Source organism: Arthrobacter sp. lap29 (assembly GCF_032458965.1).
Classification (GTDB): Bacteria; Actinomycetota; Actinomycetes; order Actinomycetales; family Micrococcaceae; genus Specibacter; species Specibacter psychrochitiniphilus.
The window spans coordinates 1-14,637 of sequence record NZ_JAUCEK010000017.1; the positions used below are offsets into that span (position 1 = coordinate 1).

Here is a 14,637-nt window from a genome sequence, read left to right on the forward strand (position 1 = left end):
TGTTCGTCATGTGAAGCGTTCCCGTGCGGGGTTGTCGACGGCGATGTGGGTGATGTCTTTTGCGAGATCGGTAAATGCGGCGCGGAGTTCGGCTGGCTCCAGGACGGTGAGGCGGGCGCCGATTAGCAGCAGCCATCTGGCCATTGCCGCATAGCTGTCGGCGCCGGCGTTCACAATGCATGTTTCAGGAGTTTCTTCGGTGACCGTTCCCCATGGTGGTTTGATCCACGGAGCGACTGTGTTGATGGGGGCGTGTACCCGGACGGTCCCGGTGACCTGCCGCCATCCCTCTGCTAGTTGAGCTGTCACATATTCGTGCAGGTTCTCGGCGGGTGGTTTCCGCGGGTAGCTGGGTTTGTTCGTGATCTCTGCCCCGCTGAGCCGGTCGACCCGGAAGGTGCGCCATGCGTCCGCCTCAATACTGTAGGCGATGAGGTACCAGCGGCCCATTGAGTGCACTACATGTAGCGGTTCGAGCTGCCGTTTTCCTGACTCACCGGAGTAGCGCCGGAAGCTACATGCGACTTGTCGGCGTTCGCGGCAGGCGCGCGCGAGGAGCACGAGCATGGTGATGTTGACCGGATTCATTGTTGCCCCGATTGATATCCCCAAGTCCAGACTGCTGGTGTGGTCCAGAACCGCTTCAACGACGGGATGTAGTCGGGGCGGCATGACACTGTGCAGTTTGTCGAACGCACTCAATGCGCCTTCGACCGTGCCCGGGTCCGAGTGGGCCACCGCGTTCCGGAGGGCGACCAATACGGCGACAGCCTCATCGGTGTCAAACATCAGGGGCGGCAAGGTTGCCCCGGCCTCGAGTTGATAACCCCCACCAGCACCCAATACGGCCGCGACGGGGTAGCCCAGATCACGCAATCGACCGATGTCACGCCGCACAGTGCGTGGCGTCACCTCGAGCTCTTCAGCAATTTGATTCGCGTTCCAGTCGCATCGTCGCTGAAGGAGCGCCAGCAATTTCAGTAGTCGTCCGGAGGTATCCCACATGAATCCATCATGGCGCAGAAAGAGGACAAGAACTGTCCGCTATGCCTGCAAGAGTGTCCTCATGACCACCACAAACAAGACCGCCATCACTGCTTTCCACATCGCCATCCCCCAAACAGAGCTAGACGAATTGGCCACCCGGCTCCGCGCGACCCGATTTCCGGCACCACTTCCTGGCGATGATTGGGACACGGGCATCCCCAGTGAGTACCTCCATGGGCTCGTCACCGCCTGGGCGGAGGACTTCGATTGGCGCGCTTTCGAAGCACGCCTGAACACGATCCCCCAGTTCACGACAGTCATCGACGGTCAACAGATCCACTTTGCGCACGTTCGCTCTGCGGTACCGGAAGCGACGCCGGTACTCCTCACCCATGGCTGGCCCGGCTCGTTCCTCGAATTCCTTGACCTGATTGACCCGCTCACCGACCCGGAATCCCACGGCGGGGACAGGGCAGATGCCATGCACCTGATCATCCCCTCGCTGCCGGGCTTCGGGTTCTCCACCCCTCTGTCCAGCGCCGGGTGGAACACCGCACGCATCGCCTCGGCATGGGTCGAGCTGATGGACCGCATCGGCTACCATCGCTTCGCAGTCCAAGGCGGCGACCTCGGAGCCACCATCTCCCCTGAAGTTGCCCGTATCGCACCCGAGCGGCTGTTCGGCGTGCATGTCAACGGAACACTCGGCTTCCCCGGCAACATCGACGAGCAAGCTCGCGCCGCAATGAGCCCGCTCGACCAAGACCGTCTGGCGCGCATCGGCAAGTTCATGAAGGAGGAATACGGTTACATTGCCATCCAGTCCACCCGGCCCGGCCTCATCGGCGTCGCCCTGTCCGATTCGCCGGCTGCTCAGTTGGCATGGATGCTCGACAAGTTCCGTGCCTGGACTTGGCCACTCGAAACCACACCAGAGCAGATCCTCGGACGAGACTGGATCCTAGCGAACGCCTCCCTGTACTGGTTCACCGCCAGCGGCGGCTCGTCCGCCTACGTCGGCTACGCCCAAAGCTCGTGGAGCGCTACACCAGAAAACTCCGGAGTGCCGACCGCGGTAATCCAATTCGCCCACGACGTCGGCATCCAATCACAATCAGACGAAACCAACACGATTGTCCGCTGGCACGACATCGAAGACCGTGGCGGTCACTTCGCCGCCCTCGAAGAACCCTCGCTTCTCATCAGCGACCTCCGCGGATTCCTGCGCGTGCTGAAGAAATGAAGTAAGGCACGCGCAATCTAACCACAACCCAACTCATTCACTAAGTGTTGCAATCACCGCGCGAACCCAAGGTTCCCCCTACGGGCATGGGGAGCGCTGTGCACTCGTCTTCTGAAATTCTGTGTAGAGCATTTATGACAAAACGGACGAGTAGACACGGCTCCTGTCATTTGTGCACTCGTCTTCTGAAAATGACACTCGCCGAGATCGGCGGCCTGTCCGAAATGCTGGCCTATCTCAGGCAGGAACGCTCGGTGATATCGAAAAGCGAGCGATGTGCTGGTGGCGAGCTTGCCAGCTGGTGATGGCAGGCACAGCCGTCAGCCCGTGGCAATGCCACGGGCTACTCGGCGCCCAGGCTCACGTCGCCTCAAGTCCGTGCACGCTCCAGTCCGCGCAGTTCACGACCTGCCCGCCTTCAGCCGTAATCAGGATCAACGTCCTGCCTCCGCGCATCGTCGCCGTACCGCTGACGCGGAGATCCCAGGGACGTCTCTCCAGAACCTCCCCGTTGTTGTTGAACCGGAACAGGGAGTTATTCCCCTCGGGTGGCTCGTGGACCGCGACCCAGGTGTTCGTCACCGGGTCGTGGAGGACATGTCGGAAGTTCTCAGCTATCCTCGCTCGTTCTCGCCCGTCGGAGTCGAGAATGCGTAAGGGCCCGTCCACCTCGGTGACCACCAGATGCTCCCCGTCGCTGGCCGCGCACCAAGCCATGTTCAGTCCGGTCGAAATTCGGGACCCCAGCGGATCCAGCGAACGATCCAGCAGGCGGCACCAGCCGCCACCTACTGCAAGCGAGAGGTCCGAAGTCAGCGCGATCATCCTCAACACCCCGCGCAGGGAACGCACTTCCTCCCCGGTCGCTGCCTCCAGCACGCGAGTGGCCCTGCGGAGGTGAGTGACGACTACACGACCTCCAGTCAGCGCGGTCACGGCCTCTATGTTCGTGCGGCTGCGGTCCTGCCACAGCCGCTGTCCTGTCAGGTCGTATCCGCACACGCCGTGGCGCTCCCACGCGCCGGCCACCACCACGGGGTGCTCACCGGGCACCAGTGCCCCCCGCCAGCCGCCACCGGAGTCCCAGACCGTCTCGAACGTGGCACAACGCGCACCGCGCACCAGCGACCACACGTCCACGACTCCCTTGGGCTGGGCGGTGACCAGCAGGTCCTCTTCCCACGGTGGTGCGGCCACATCGCGAAGGTCGATCACCACGGAGCGCCCCCTACGAGCTCATCAAACATCATGCCGAGGACTCTGCCAGTGGATACGATAGCGGTCAAGCCCACGGAGGTGGCGTACGACGTTCGACTTCCGGGCACGGCACACACTCCCGACTGGGTGGCGGTTGCCACATACTGGCGGCGTAAAGTAGCCCTATGATCCTCCCCGCTGTTCGCGACTCTCGTCTCGTGAGCATCCGCCGTGGTGGGACGCTCACCGAAACCGACCACAAACTTCTCGCGGTATGGGCGGCCATCTGCGCCGAACATGTGCTGCCTTTATTCGAGGAATCGAATCGAGGAGACTCCCGACCTCGTGAGGCAATTGAAGCGGCACGGGCTTGGGCTCGCGGCCAAACAAAAATGATGCACACCCGTGCGATCGGCGGGCATGCCATGGGCGCTGCCCGCCCTTTGAGCGGCGCTGCGCGCTTTGCGGCGTACGCAGCGGGTCAAGCTGCCTGCGTTGCTCACGTTCCTGAGCACGACCTCGGTGCCGCGGCCTATGCCATCAAAGCGGTTCAGTCCACAGCTCCTCGTGGAAAGGAACACCAGGCAGGCCAGACTAAGCCTGACTGGCAGCGACGGCAGATTCCCGGCAGTCTTTACGACCTCGTTCTGGAAGACCAAACCCGCCGCAACGATATTTGCTGGTATGTATTCAACGACTGAAACCTCGACGAGCTGGCTTCGCCCGGTAGAGGTTCCTTATCTAGGGCATTTACGGCGATCTCGAATCAGGTTGTTTTGCACACTCATTCAACTCTTACGGTCACGGGGAAAGCTGTTTCCACGCTAGGTCACCGCGATCAAGCGTATGTCCCACCGTCAGGCGGACTTCGCTTCTCCGCTCGTGTGCCCGGCGGTCAGGGGCTACAAGCCTGTTTTTTGTCCTGCTACGTGACCTGCGACGTTTTCTTCCGCGCCGTTGCCTTGTTCACCGCCGTCACCATCATTGCAACGACAACAAGGAACGCGAGTCCGCTGACCATGTACAGGGGCGCCTCCAACGCGAATGCCGCCTCGGCGTTCCAATCAAGATAGGTATCACCTACCGAGTTCAGGTTGGCGAACGACGTGAAGAAATATGCCGGCGCACCCATGGTGACGATTCCGGCCCATAGTGACACGGCTGCCCAGTTCGGAATTACGGATCGGCGGAAAAGCGTCGTCACGCCCCAAGCAAGTGAGAGCAATATACCCATCACCGCGAAGACTAAGCCCGGAACGGTGGTGTATGTCTGACCTGCAGCATCCATGTCAGCGATCGTCGTTTCAAGCGGCATCTCGCTCGCGGCGATCACTGCCCAGTCGTTCATCAATGTTGCCCCAATGAAGGAGTAGACGATGATCGCAACGATTCCGAGGAGTGTGAGTGGTATCCGCATCGTGAAAGGCTAACAGCAGTCAGCAATTGATTCCCCACTTTCCGGAACTATCGCAACGGCATATGGTCTCGGCGGAGAACTTTCCGGACTACATGGATGAAAATGCCGGTTTCGCCCTCACCCCCATGGACTATTGGTGGGTGTAGCGCTGAAGGTTCCGCCTGCGGCCACGGAATGGATGTTCGAGGTCGCCTGAACTGGGTGCCATCCCCGGACAGCAATCAGGCGACAGGCAAGCTGGAAGAGCCATTTTGCTTCCAACTTTCCATCCGAACAAGCCACTCTTGGAGGAGGGTTGCGGTGATTTCATGTTGGTCAAGATGTGCGTTATGTCCTGCTCGGTCCAGAATCGCAATTGTAGACTGCAAGTAGTGGTCTGAAAGCTCGATCTGATCCTGAAAACCGACTACGTGGTCTTGTCGTCCCATGATGAAAACGGCGGGACCCTCAAACTTGGGTACTCGTTCCTCCGGCTCGATAGACAGCGCGTAGCGTCCCGAAATCCGTTCGATCGCGGCTTGGTCGAATGCTCGCAATCCTGGCAGGACGGAATCGCGGAAGAGTGCCCAATTCTCGCTGGATTGGACGACCGCCATTGCCTCGTAGTCTGAGCGATCCACAGCATCCAGGGATTCCAGTAGGAGTTTGTCTTTTCGCAAGACAGTCTGCGACGGCACCGTTCGAGAGCCGTGCTCTGCCACTACCACCGGGCAAAGGAGCGCGATGCCTAATACCTGGTCGCCGAATTCGGCCGCAATGTGCCGGGCGATCATTCCGCCAAACGAATTTCCAAGGACGGCAAATTTTTCGGCGCCAAAGGTCCTGCGGGCGAATGCAACCACTGCCTCCGCGACGGCATCGGCACTATCAATCTGCGGCCCTGCTGCTGACATTCCCATGCCCGGTAGGTCAATGTAGACACGTTTCCATTCCCCCTGGGAAGCAAGTGCGGGATCAAGTCCAAGCAATAGGCGATGGTCGACGCAGAATCCATGGATTATCAGGATCGGGGTGCCTGACCCGTATTCAACAGAATGCATGGTTGAACGCTAGCAGCACCCGGCAACGCCAAACAGTTTGGGTCGTTAGGTCGCCGTGGCAGAAACCGCGATGGTTCATGCCTGATCAGCCCGTGGTCTCCATGCATACATGAGAGCTGTACTCCACCGCCCGTTCAAGGTTCCCGTTACTGGCTGGTGTGGATGGGTGATGCAGGCTATGTGGAAGTTCAGTGCAGTATTTTTTAGCACGTACACCGACGGTGGCTCAGACACGACTGATCGGCAAACGAAGTGTTGGCTGCTCTCGGCGCGTCCAACCAAGAGATTCATAGAGGGCGAGCCCGTCTTCGCTGGCCGCAAGGTCAACTCTCGCAACGGCGGTTTCGTCACGAAACCAGCGGACAAGTGCTTCGACGCATGCGCGGGCATGTCCCTGGCGACGGTGGCCTTCGAGGGTGATCACGTTCGACAAGTGTCCGGTGACGGCGGCGCTACTCGATGGGGACGGCGGTGCCGTATGCACGTAGCCCAGTGCGGCTGCAACAGCTGTGTCAGCGACGTAGACGATGTACGCGCACGCGTCCACGTTCAAGTGCTCCGCGAACCACTTCGACGCTTCGTAACTCCATGCCGCTTCGGAGTGGCCCTCATGGCCCATGGCTTCGAACATCGCTGCCCGAAGTGCCACTAAGGTATTGACGTCATCGATTGTTGCCCGCTGAATCATAAGGTAAGTGTGCCAGAGCAACCGCATTGACAGCACAATGGAGAAAAGCCTCGAGCGGAGGGTCGTGCACCAGATCGGCTACTGGCTCAAGGGCATCTCAGCCGCTCAGTTCTTTCTGGCAAATTTCGTCCGCATATGCTTTTCTCACGCAACCTTCTGCGCCCGCTCAATTCGCGCTGCTTCCCGCCCAGGGTTAACCACTGACAGTCCGAAGCTTGATCGCCAACTGGCTTCCCTACCCCGCATCCCATGACCTAGACCAGGCAACCCGCAAACCATCCCGATGAGCGTTCCCCTCTGGAACTGCCATGGCACGACCTTCCGGCTCCCGTGTGCGCCTGAATCCACAGGCCGGTATCCGACCGGCTTGCGGGACGGTTCGAAATGTCAATCCGGACAGACTTCTAACGGGACGAAACCACTGATTTGGTAACCAAAAAAATGTGCGCCATCTGATTCCGCTACGGACAGCGTTGAGCACCAATAGGGCTGGGCCATAGTCTTCAACCGAAGTTAGCAGTCATAGCAACCGGCCTTGGATGACGCCACCCATGGAGAGCATTCGGAGTACTTAAGAAGGTTGCATGCGAGAAGAGCCGAGTATCCCTCAGACGGACGCCGCCTCATTATTCGCGGAAAGTGTTGGCCTGTTGCGGTTCGAGCTGTCAGACTTCGAGCATGGAATCGCCTGATGACGCTGAGCCAGAGTTCACGAAGCCTACAGAGGATGACCTGCCCCCTCACCCCGTAGAACCTTACGTTCCACCCGTAGACTTGGAATCTGTACCACTTCCTAAAAGCCTCAACCTCGACGAGGCCTACAGAACGACGGTTTTTTTCGTAGAGCAGTATCTGTCGCTGGAAGATTCGCCGAGTGAAGATTTCATTCTCTTCTACCAATATATGCTCTCCGATCCCGCTGCTTCCGAAGACTTCACCGACGCCATCCGCCGTATGAAGTCTTGGGATGCATCTCTCTGACTCTTTACGACTGCACTGCCTGAAACGTGTCGAGGCTAGGACTACATAGTGACCCGACGAACGGCGGATCGGCCACGGAACCGACCTCATGAACCCGCAAGGCGCACTAGATCCCGAGCGAAGAAACCAATGCAGCGGTGGAAGAACTTCGATATGGCCAACTACCCCGCAACATTCGACGCCAGAGTCCTTCTTCATTCTGGTACAAACGCTCTCATCGAATAGGAGCTGGCTCTACCCGCGACGAGATGGGGATGGCCAGCTGACATTCTCAGCAAAGACAACCAATTTCTGTCACGGAGCCGCGGTGGAACCGGTCAGGGTTCCCCTCTGGAACTGCCATGGCACGACCTTCCGGCTCCCGTGTGCACCTGAATCCACAGGCCGGTATCCGACCGGCTAACGGGACGGTTGGATCGGCGCCTACAACTATGTAATCCACCTGTTGAGACAAATGTGTTTGCCTACAATTGCCTATAAGCTTCACTACCGAAGCAAGGCTATTTTGAGAGAATATTGGGGACTCATGACATTTCAGGCCACTGTAGTTCAAGTACTGATTGCTTCACCCTCCGACACCTCGGAGCACAGGGACGCCATCGAGGGGTTTCTGAATAGGTGGAATATCAGTCGAGCAATTGGTAGCTCAGTCATGCTTTTGCCGCGCCGCTACGAGACAAGTGCCGTTCCACAGATGGGTACTGATGGCCAGTCGGCCATTAATAACCAGCTAGTGAAGGATGCTGACGTTGTCGTTGCCGTGTTTGCCAACAAGCTTGGTAGTGCAACGCCGCGGGCACTTTCCGGGACGGTCGAAGAAATTAAGGAAGCCCATGATGCTGGTAAGCATGTGCACGTCTATTTCTCTAGCGCCCCAGTTCCACGAGAGCATTTGGCCGACGTTGCTGCCCTAGACGCGTATAGAGCTCAGTTTGAAGGTTTGTACGGGACATTTACTGATACAGGCGATCTTATTGAACAGGTGCGTCACGCAATTGATACAGACATATCTAGCATCGCGGCCAATCCCTTGCCTACCAAGGCTGGCGGCGCAAACCCAGTCGTCTTCCCCGAGTCAGAGTCAACCGTAAAACATGACAGTAAGGGTAAAGCTAAGGACGTCACTAAGCGAGCCATTGTCGTCGAAAACAAGAGCGATGTTGACGCCGAAGACTTCTTTGTCTCATTCACCTCTACTGATGGTGGCGACATGGACGGTTCCGGAGTTTTTATGTTCGACGACCCATTCCAGCAGACACTCTACGCCGGCCAATCACTCAAGTTCCGGTACGAGTTGACTATGAATTCGGACAGAACGATCTCAGCTTCCATGACCTGGACAGAGGGTGGCGAGCCGAAGACTCGTGACGTGAGAGTCAGTACCTAACCCCCAATTGGGGGGTCTACATCTTCCAAAGGAAATCCCTGAAATTTCGGGCACGATTGCCTAAATTGATCCATTCCGCAGAGGGTGTTGGGATACATGAAGATCGAAGCTTGGCTATATGTGCTTTGAAGGCACTTGTAGTGGTGCTCACGCATGACGGCGGCGTGCTCGTCCCTTGTTATGCTTCGCTTATGGGATTTTTGGGGCGATTTTTTGGGCGATCAGAGCAACGCGAGAGCTTGGACGCGCCAAGGATGCCGGCACCGTCGCTCCCGCCAATGTTGAACCTTGCTGCGCAAACTCCAGCACCATTGCCAGCGACGGACCCCGCCGGGACCCAGTCCGCCGATAGCTATACGAACGAAGACGTGGAAACGGTCACCTTACCGTCTGGTGACTTTTCGGTTCTAGACCTCACCGAGCTTCAGGCTGTACGGGCTCGAATTGTAGGGTCAGGATTTTGGGTCACGACACGGGAACGGGCCGTTTACGGTGGCATGGAGTATTTGCTCGTCCGCGAGCCAAAGAATAGGCATGATGAGAACGCCGTAGCGATCTACGGGAAGGGCCGCAAAGTTGGGTACGTTACGACATCCAAGGCGGCAGCTATGTCAGCTCTCCTAGACACCATGGGATATGACCGTTACCTAATCGGTGGTGCTGGAGTTGATCCAAACTCTTCTAGGCTGTGGGCAGATTTGCCGTCCATTCCTGCGCTACGGCAGTTTGCTAAGAGTCATGCCGCTGGATTCAATGCCGCGCCATAGCGCTTTTGAACACCATGCCCTAATTCCTGCCTAGTCATTCCAACCTGACGGTCTAGTGACAGTGCTGCAAAGGATTTGAGCTCGGGAGATTCTCTTTAAGATCTTGATACAAGCCGACCGCCCCGCTCAACGTTCCCCTCTCGGACGGTACTAACTACCTCTTGGGCTTACGGCGCTGAAGCCGCTGACTTCTTATCTCTTGCGGAGCTCAGGCGAATTGCCGCCTGGTCAGCCAACGCAGAGAGCAACATTCCACATCCCACTACAAGGAATGCTGCAAGGAGTCCAGACATGTAAAGAAATGCCCTCGAATCACGAACAGCCTCAAGGGTGAATAAAGATACCTCTATGGTGAACCGAGTCCAGAGTGCGGAGTAGATAACCTAGCCGACTCCCATACCAAGACAGCCTGCAACAAATCTTGAGCTGGTCCTGATTGCCGTTCTCATTCGACTTATTCTAGGCATGTTGCCGCCGTAACTGTTGATCAAAATTTCCGTCACATATCGGCATCAGACTATCCGTCAATGGGCGGCGCCCAATCGTATGGTCGCATAGTTACGCAAACATACCGCTTGAGGTTCGGCGGATTCTGGCGGTTATTGCAACAGGAGGGGTTCGATCAGTTCGATCGGTTTCTTGAACTCTAGTCGTTTGCGTGGTCGGTCGTTGAGTTCGGCGGCGACCCAGTCGAGGTCTTCGGCGCTGTGGATGCCGAGATCTATGCCCTTTGGGAAGTACTAGTGCAAGAGTGGAGTGGTCCCCGGAAGTTGGACACCGTAACTAGGTGTCTAACTTTCAAAGGAGTCCGCTTGTGTACTCGCGAAGCACGTTGAGCAGTTCTGATGCTGTCTCGGCCGTCGAGTTGTTTGAGGAAGGCTTCACCGCAAAATCCGTCGCGTTGACTCTTGACCTCGCCCTGAATCCTGTTCAAATGTTGTATCAACGATGGCAACTACGGGGAGCAGGTGCGCTGGTGACCAGAGAGCGAAGGCAGTACGACTTTGATACCAAACTCGAGATCGTGCGCCGTCACTCCGACGGAGAGTCTGGAAGAGCTCTCGCTAAAGAGTATGACTTACCCTCGCCCACGACCGTGGCGAACTGGACGGTCATCTACCGGCGTGACGGCGAGGACGGGTTACGCCCCAAGAAGCAGGGTCGACCCCCGAGAGATCGTGGGCTTCTTCTGCAGGAGAGCGAGCTTGAAACGTTGCGCAGGGAGAACGAACGACTTCGTGCCGAGGTCGCGTACCTGGGAAAATTGCGGGCCTTGAGATCACAGGAACGGCGCTGAAAGTTCGAGCCGTCGAAGACCTCAAGGCACAATTTGCTCTTCCGCTCTTGCTGCCGATCGCGAACCTCCCTAGATCGACCTTCTACGACCATCGAAATCGACTCCGACAGCCGGACCGGCATGCCGAGCTCAAAGAAGCCATTCGTGAAGCCTTCGAAGGGGTGGCTTGTGAAAAAGTGAAATATCCGACGCTAAGGTTTTGTCGAGCGCCGTAGTGGTCTGTATTTGCCGCGTTTGATCTGGTTGTTGCGGGACCAGGTGTAGTCGCCGGTGAGGTTGATGTGTTCCCATCCCAGGGGTGAGAGGAACCGCAGCAGGTCGGGGTCCGTGGCGTTGCCCTCCTGGTTCAAGGTGGTGATGGTGCGGTCGAGGTAGACCGTGTTCCAGAGAACGATGGCCGCGGTGAGAAGATTCAGCCCCGAGGCCCGGTAGCGCTGTTGCTCGAAGGATCGATCGCGGATCTCTCCCAGACGATTGAAGAAAACGGCACGGGCCAGGGTGTTCCGTGCTTCTCCCTTGTTCAGCCCGGCTGTGACCTTGCGCCGCAGGTCGGGATCTTGGAGCCAGTCCAGCAGGAAGAGAGTTCGTTCCAGTTTGCCCAGTTCCCTCAGTGCGGTAGCGAGGCCATTTTGGCGTGGGTAGGCGCCGAGTTTGCGCATCATTAGGGAGGCGGTCACGGTGCCGGTTTTGATGGATGTGGCCAGGCGAAGGATTTCGTCCCAGTGTGCGGTGATGGTTCTGGTGTTGATGGTGCCGCCGATCAACGGAGTTAACGTCGACAGTCCCGGATCGTTGGTGGGTGTGTAGAGGCGGGTGTCGCCGATGTTGCGGATCCGGGGTGCGAACCGGTATCCGAGCAGGTGCATGAGGGCGAAGAGATGGTCGGTGAACCCGGCAGTGTCGGTGTAGTGCTCCTGGATCGCCAGATCGGACTCGTGATACAGCAGCCCATCCAAGACGTAGGTCGCGTCGCGGTCCCCGACATTGATCAGTTTGCTGTGGAAGGGCGAATATTTGTCAGAGACATGCGTGTAGATCATCCGTCCGGGCTCGGACCCGTATTTCGGGTTCACATGCCCGGTGGATTCGGCATGGCTACCGGCGCGGAAGCGCTGCCCGTCCGAGGAAGAGGTGGTGCCATCGCCCCAGTGCGCGCCGAATGGGTGTGCGTGCTGGGTATTGACCAGCTCGGCCAGGGCGGCACTGTAGGTTTCATCCCGGATATGGGAAGCCTGCTGGCGGTCGAGCTGGGCGTAGGTGACGCCGGTGCATGACTCTGACATCTTGGTCAGGCCCAGGTTGATTCCGTCGGCCAGGATTGCGGTGAGCAGGAGCTGCTTGTCCTTGGAGGGTTGGCCGGACTTGAGGTTGGTGAAGTGGCGGGTGAAGCCCGTCCAGCCATCGACTTCCATCAAAAGGTCGGTGATTCGTATTCGCGGGAACATGGCGCTGGCCTGATCGATCAGGGGTTGGGCGTGTGGTGGCACGATCGTCTCGAGCGGGGTGATCTTCACGCCGCTGGCCGTGATCAGCACCCCGGGCAGCTCATCACGGGACGCCAGGGCGTTGACTTGGTGCAGCCGTTCACTAAGCAGGGCAAGACGGTTCTTGAGATATTCTTCGCCGCCATTGGCTGTGACCAGGGGAAGGTCCCCGGCGTTCTTCATGGCCGTGTAGTCGGAGCCGGCCAGCAGGTAGTCATCGAAGTCACGGAATTGCCGGGAGCCGGTGACCCACATGTCTCCTGAGCGCAGCGCATTCTTGAGTTCCGCCAGGGCGCAGAACTCGTAGAATCCACGGTCTGTGCCGTTCTCGGTAAACACCAGTGGCTTCCACCTGGCCCGGATGAACGACGTGGGTGCATCCTCCGGGATCTTTCGGGCTCCGGTGGTATTCATTGTGCGGATGACCGTGATTGCGGCCACCAGGTCTTGGGCGGCGGGGGCTGCTTGGAGGTCGAGGACGGCAAGAAATGCCGGGGTGTAGCGGCGCAGCGTGGTGAATTGGGCGCTGACGAGCGCGAGGTGGTCCTCGAGGGCTGGCCGGGTCAGGTCCTTGGCTTGGGCGATGCTTTCAGCCAAGGATTCCCAACCGATCGCAGTTTCGATCGCGGCGAAGGGATCTTCACCGTTCTCCTTGGCTGCGATCAGGGTATCGCCGAGCTTGGAGTGCAGGCGCATCATGGCTGCGACGGTTGCACGGGAGGCCAAGGTGTTCTGGTTTTGTTTGTTCCGGGCGGTGCGAATGATCCGGCCAATAATTCGGTCATGTAGATCGATGATTTCATCGGTGACGGTTGCCATACTTTCCACGGACATGGCGAACAGAGTCGCGTACCGGCGTCCGGGCTCGAACTTGGCTAGATCTGCCGCGGTCATCGAGGCGCCCTCGCGGGCCAACTTCAGCAACCTGTTCCGGTGCACCAGTTTGCCGGCGTCCCAGGGCAGGTCAAGTGCACGCCAGGTCGTGAGTCGGTCGATGTGCTCGTTCATCGACCGTGCGTTGGGTCGCAGTGGTGCCTGCCGCAGCCAGCCGATTTCGGTCAAGGAACTATCGGTGCGGCGAAGCAACAAACCATCCAGACGCCCTCGGTGCTCCTGGGAGAGTTGGTCGCATAAGATGGCGTAGATTCGCCGGTTCGCCCGGGTCAGGGCCTGCGCGCAGGCCCTTTCAATGACCCCCACCCCGGGCGAGGCAACCTTCCTTGAGCGCAGGAAGTCCCGCGCGCCTTCGACCAAGACGAGGCCCTTGTCTGTTTGTGCGGCCACCTCGTCGACGTGTTCCACGATCTGACGGAAGTCCTTGATACCGAATGCGGACATGCCCAGGTACGCGCGAATCTCCCGTCCATGTTCTTGCCGCGTTTCCCCACGTGTCCCATATTCATCCCAGGCCTCGGCCGGGATGGCCAGGCGGGCCGCGACCCAATCGATCATTTCAGGGGGCACTTCGGTGTCGTCGGCCAACGCGATACCCGGGTGCCGAAGCAGACACAGCTGGATGGCAAAGCCCAACCGGTTGGCATCCGCACGTCGTTGGCGAATCAACGACATGTCTGCTTCGCTGAGTGTGTAGTGGGCAGCGAGGTCCCCGGCACCGGTGGGGATTTCAAGGACTTGGCCGCGTTCGGCAGTCGTGAGCAAGGAACGAAGGGCCATGTTAGAAATCCTTAGTTAGTTGGAAGGCCACGAAGTACGGTCTTGTCCTCGCGCTGCTGCGGAGAGCCATGCCCGCGAGTCATGGTTTGGCCAGGTGCCGGTAGATGGTGGGACGGCTGACGCTGAATTCCTGGGCGATGTGCTCGACGGTATGGGCACGTTTCCCGTCGGCATCCTTTTCCTCATACATTTCCCTTGCCAGCTTGACCTGGCGGGGACCGAGTTTTGGTTTCTGCCCACCGGTGCGCCCTCGTGCCCGGGCGGCGGCTAGCCCGTCGCGGGTCCGTTCGGACATCAGCGCGTGTTCGAACTCGGCTATTGAGCCGAGGATCTGGAAAAACATACGTCCGGCGGGTGATGACGTGTCGATGCCCTGGTCCAGGACCACCAGGTCCACGCCGCGCTCCTGCAGCGTATTGGACAGGTCTATGAGGTTTTCCAACGACCGCCCAAGACGGTCCAGCTTGGTGACAAC

At 58.6% G+C, this 14,637-nt stretch carries 13 protein-coding genes; 6 read left to right on the top strand and 7 right to left on the bottom strand.

Annotated features, from left to right (window positions below):
- Positions 1 to 6: 6 nt before the first annotated feature.
- Complete coding sequence (locus RY113_RS17940) at positions 7 to 1,005, bottom strand: YafY family protein (protein WP_315915735.1); 999 nt, start codon at positions 1,003 to 1,005, stop codon at positions 7 to 9.
- 61 nt (positions 1,006 to 1,066) lie between these two features.
- On the opposite strand from RY113_RS17940, the gene RY113_RS17945 reads away from it, so the two are divergent.
- Positions 1,067 to 2,230, top strand: coding sequence for an epoxide hydrolase (locus tag RY113_RS17945; protein ID WP_315915736.1), 1,164 nt, complete (start codon positions 1,067 to 1,069; stop codon positions 2,228 to 2,230).
- 360 nt (positions 2,231 to 2,590) lie between these two features.
- On the opposite strand, the gene RY113_RS17950 is transcribed toward RY113_RS17945, so the two are convergent.
- Positions 2,591 to 3,448 carry a hypothetical protein gene (locus tag RY113_RS17950; RefSeq protein WP_315915737.1) on the bottom strand — a complete coding sequence of 286 codons (858 nt, stop codon included), beginning with the start codon at positions 3,446 to 3,448 and terminating at the stop codon, positions 2,591 to 2,593.
- A 164-nt stretch (positions 3,449 to 3,612) separates the two neighbouring features.
- On the opposite strand from RY113_RS17950, the gene RY113_RS17955 reads away from it, so the two are divergent.
- Entirely contained in the window at positions 3,613 to 4,128 is a 516-nt protein-coding gene (locus RY113_RS17955; RefSeq protein ID WP_315915738.1) for a putative immunity protein, read from the top strand.
- Positions 4,129 to 4,352: 224 nt separating this feature from the next.
- Here the strand turns inward: RY113_RS17955 and RY113_RS17960 are convergent, their stop codons facing one another.
- The 3 genes from RY113_RS17960 to RY113_RS17970 form a co-directional block, all read right to left on the bottom strand.
- Positions 4,353 to 4,844, bottom strand: a complete 492-nt coding sequence (locus RY113_RS17960) for a hypothetical protein (protein ID WP_315915739.1) — start codon at positions 4,842 to 4,844, stop codon at positions 4,353 to 4,355.
- 221 nt (positions 4,845 to 5,065) lie between these two features.
- Complete coding sequence (locus RY113_RS17965) at positions 5,066 to 5,884, bottom strand: alpha/beta hydrolase (protein WP_315915741.1); 819 nt, start codon at positions 5,882 to 5,884, stop codon at positions 5,066 to 5,068.
- A gap of 226 nt (positions 5,885 to 6,110) precedes the next feature.
- A complete protein-coding gene (locus tag RY113_RS17970; RefSeq protein WP_315915742.1) occupies positions 6,111 to 6,599 on the bottom strand; it encodes a GNAT family N-acetyltransferase in 489 nt (162 codons plus the stop codon).
- A gap of 651 nt (positions 6,600 to 7,250) precedes the next feature.
- On the opposite strand from RY113_RS17970, the gene RY113_RS17975 reads away from it, so the two are divergent.
- The 4 genes from RY113_RS17975 to RY113_RS18560 all read left to right on the top strand — a co-directional run bounded on the left by RY113_RS17975 (position 7,251) and on the right by RY113_RS18560 (position 11,004).
- Positions 7,251 to 7,553 (top strand): hypothetical protein, encoded by a 303-nt coding sequence (locus RY113_RS17975; RefSeq protein WP_315915744.1) that lies wholly within the window; start codon positions 7,251 to 7,253, stop codon positions 7,551 to 7,553.
- Between the two features lie 460 nt (positions 7,554 to 8,013).
- Complete coding sequence (locus RY113_RS17980; RefSeq protein WP_315915746.1) at positions 8,014 to 8,940, top strand: hypothetical protein; 927 nt, start codon at positions 8,014 to 8,016, stop codon at positions 8,938 to 8,940.
- A gap of 278 nt (positions 8,941 to 9,218) precedes the next feature.
- On the top strand, positions 9,219 to 9,707 hold the full coding sequence (locus tag RY113_RS18555; protein ID WP_396334264.1) for an HIRAN domain-containing protein: 489 nt from the start codon (positions 9,219 to 9,221) through the stop codon (positions 9,705 to 9,707).
- 934 nt (positions 9,708 to 10,641) lie between these two features.
- The gene (locus RY113_RS18560) at positions 10,642 to 11,004 is read left to right on the top strand and encodes a transposase (RefSeq protein ID WP_396334265.1); all 363 of its coding nucleotides are present in this window, start codon (positions 10,642 to 10,644) and stop codon (positions 11,002 to 11,004) included.
- Positions 11,005 to 11,195: 191 nt separating this feature from the next.
- Here RY113_RS18560 and RY113_RS17990 read toward each other — a convergent pair whose 3' ends face one another.
- Both RY113_RS17990 and RY113_RS17995 read right to left on the bottom strand, forming a co-directional pair.
- Complete coding sequence (locus RY113_RS17990) at positions 11,196 to 14,162, bottom strand: Tn3 family transposase (RefSeq protein ID WP_315915748.1); 2,967 nt, start codon at positions 14,160 to 14,162, stop codon at positions 11,196 to 11,198.
- Positions 14,163 to 14,241: 79 nt separating this feature from the next.
- On the bottom strand, positions 14,242 to 14,637 hold a 396-nt coding region (locus RY113_RS17995), incomplete at its 5' end, for a recombinase family protein (RefSeq protein WP_315915749.1).

What these genes read in the sequence shown, in the direction of transcription:
- RY113_RS17940 (WP_315915735.1), bottom strand. Translation starts at nt 1,005, where the DNA reads ATGTGGGATACCTCCGGACGACTACTGAAATTGCTGGCGCTCCTTCAG.
- RY113_RS17945 (WP_315915736.1), top strand. Translation starts at nt 1,067, where the DNA reads ATGACCACCACAAACAAGACCGCCATCACTGCTTTCCACATCGCCATC.
- RY113_RS17955 (WP_315915738.1), top strand. Translation starts at nt 3,613, where the DNA reads ATGATCCTCCCCGCTGTTCGCGACTCTCGTCTCGTGAGCATCCGCCGT.
- RY113_RS17960 (WP_315915739.1), bottom strand. Translation starts at nt 4,844, where the DNA reads ATGCGGATACCACTCACACTCCTCGGAATCGTTGCGATCATCGTCTAC.
- RY113_RS17965 (WP_315915741.1), bottom strand. Translation starts at nt 5,884, where the DNA reads ATGCATTCTGTTGAATACGGGTCAGGCACCCCGATCCTGATAATCCAT.
- RY113_RS17970 (WP_315915742.1), bottom strand. Translation starts at nt 6,599, where the DNA reads ATGCGGTTGCTCTGGCACACTTACCTTATGATTCAGCGGGCAACAATC.
- RY113_RS17975 (WP_315915744.1), top strand. Translation starts at nt 7,251, where the DNA reads ATGGAATCGCCTGATGACGCTGAGCCAGAGTTCACGAAGCCTACAGAG.
- RY113_RS18555 (WP_396334264.1), top strand. Translation starts at nt 9,219, where the DNA reads ATGTTGAACCTTGCTGCGCAAACTCCAGCACCATTGCCAGCGACGGAC.
- RY113_RS18560 (WP_396334265.1), top strand. Translation starts at nt 10,642, where the DNA reads ATGTTGTATCAACGATGGCAACTACGGGGAGCAGGTGCGCTGGTGACC.
- RY113_RS17990 (WP_315915748.1), bottom strand. Translation starts at nt 14,162, where the DNA reads ATGGCCCTTCGTTCCTTGCTCACGACTGCCGAACGCGGCCAAGTCCTT.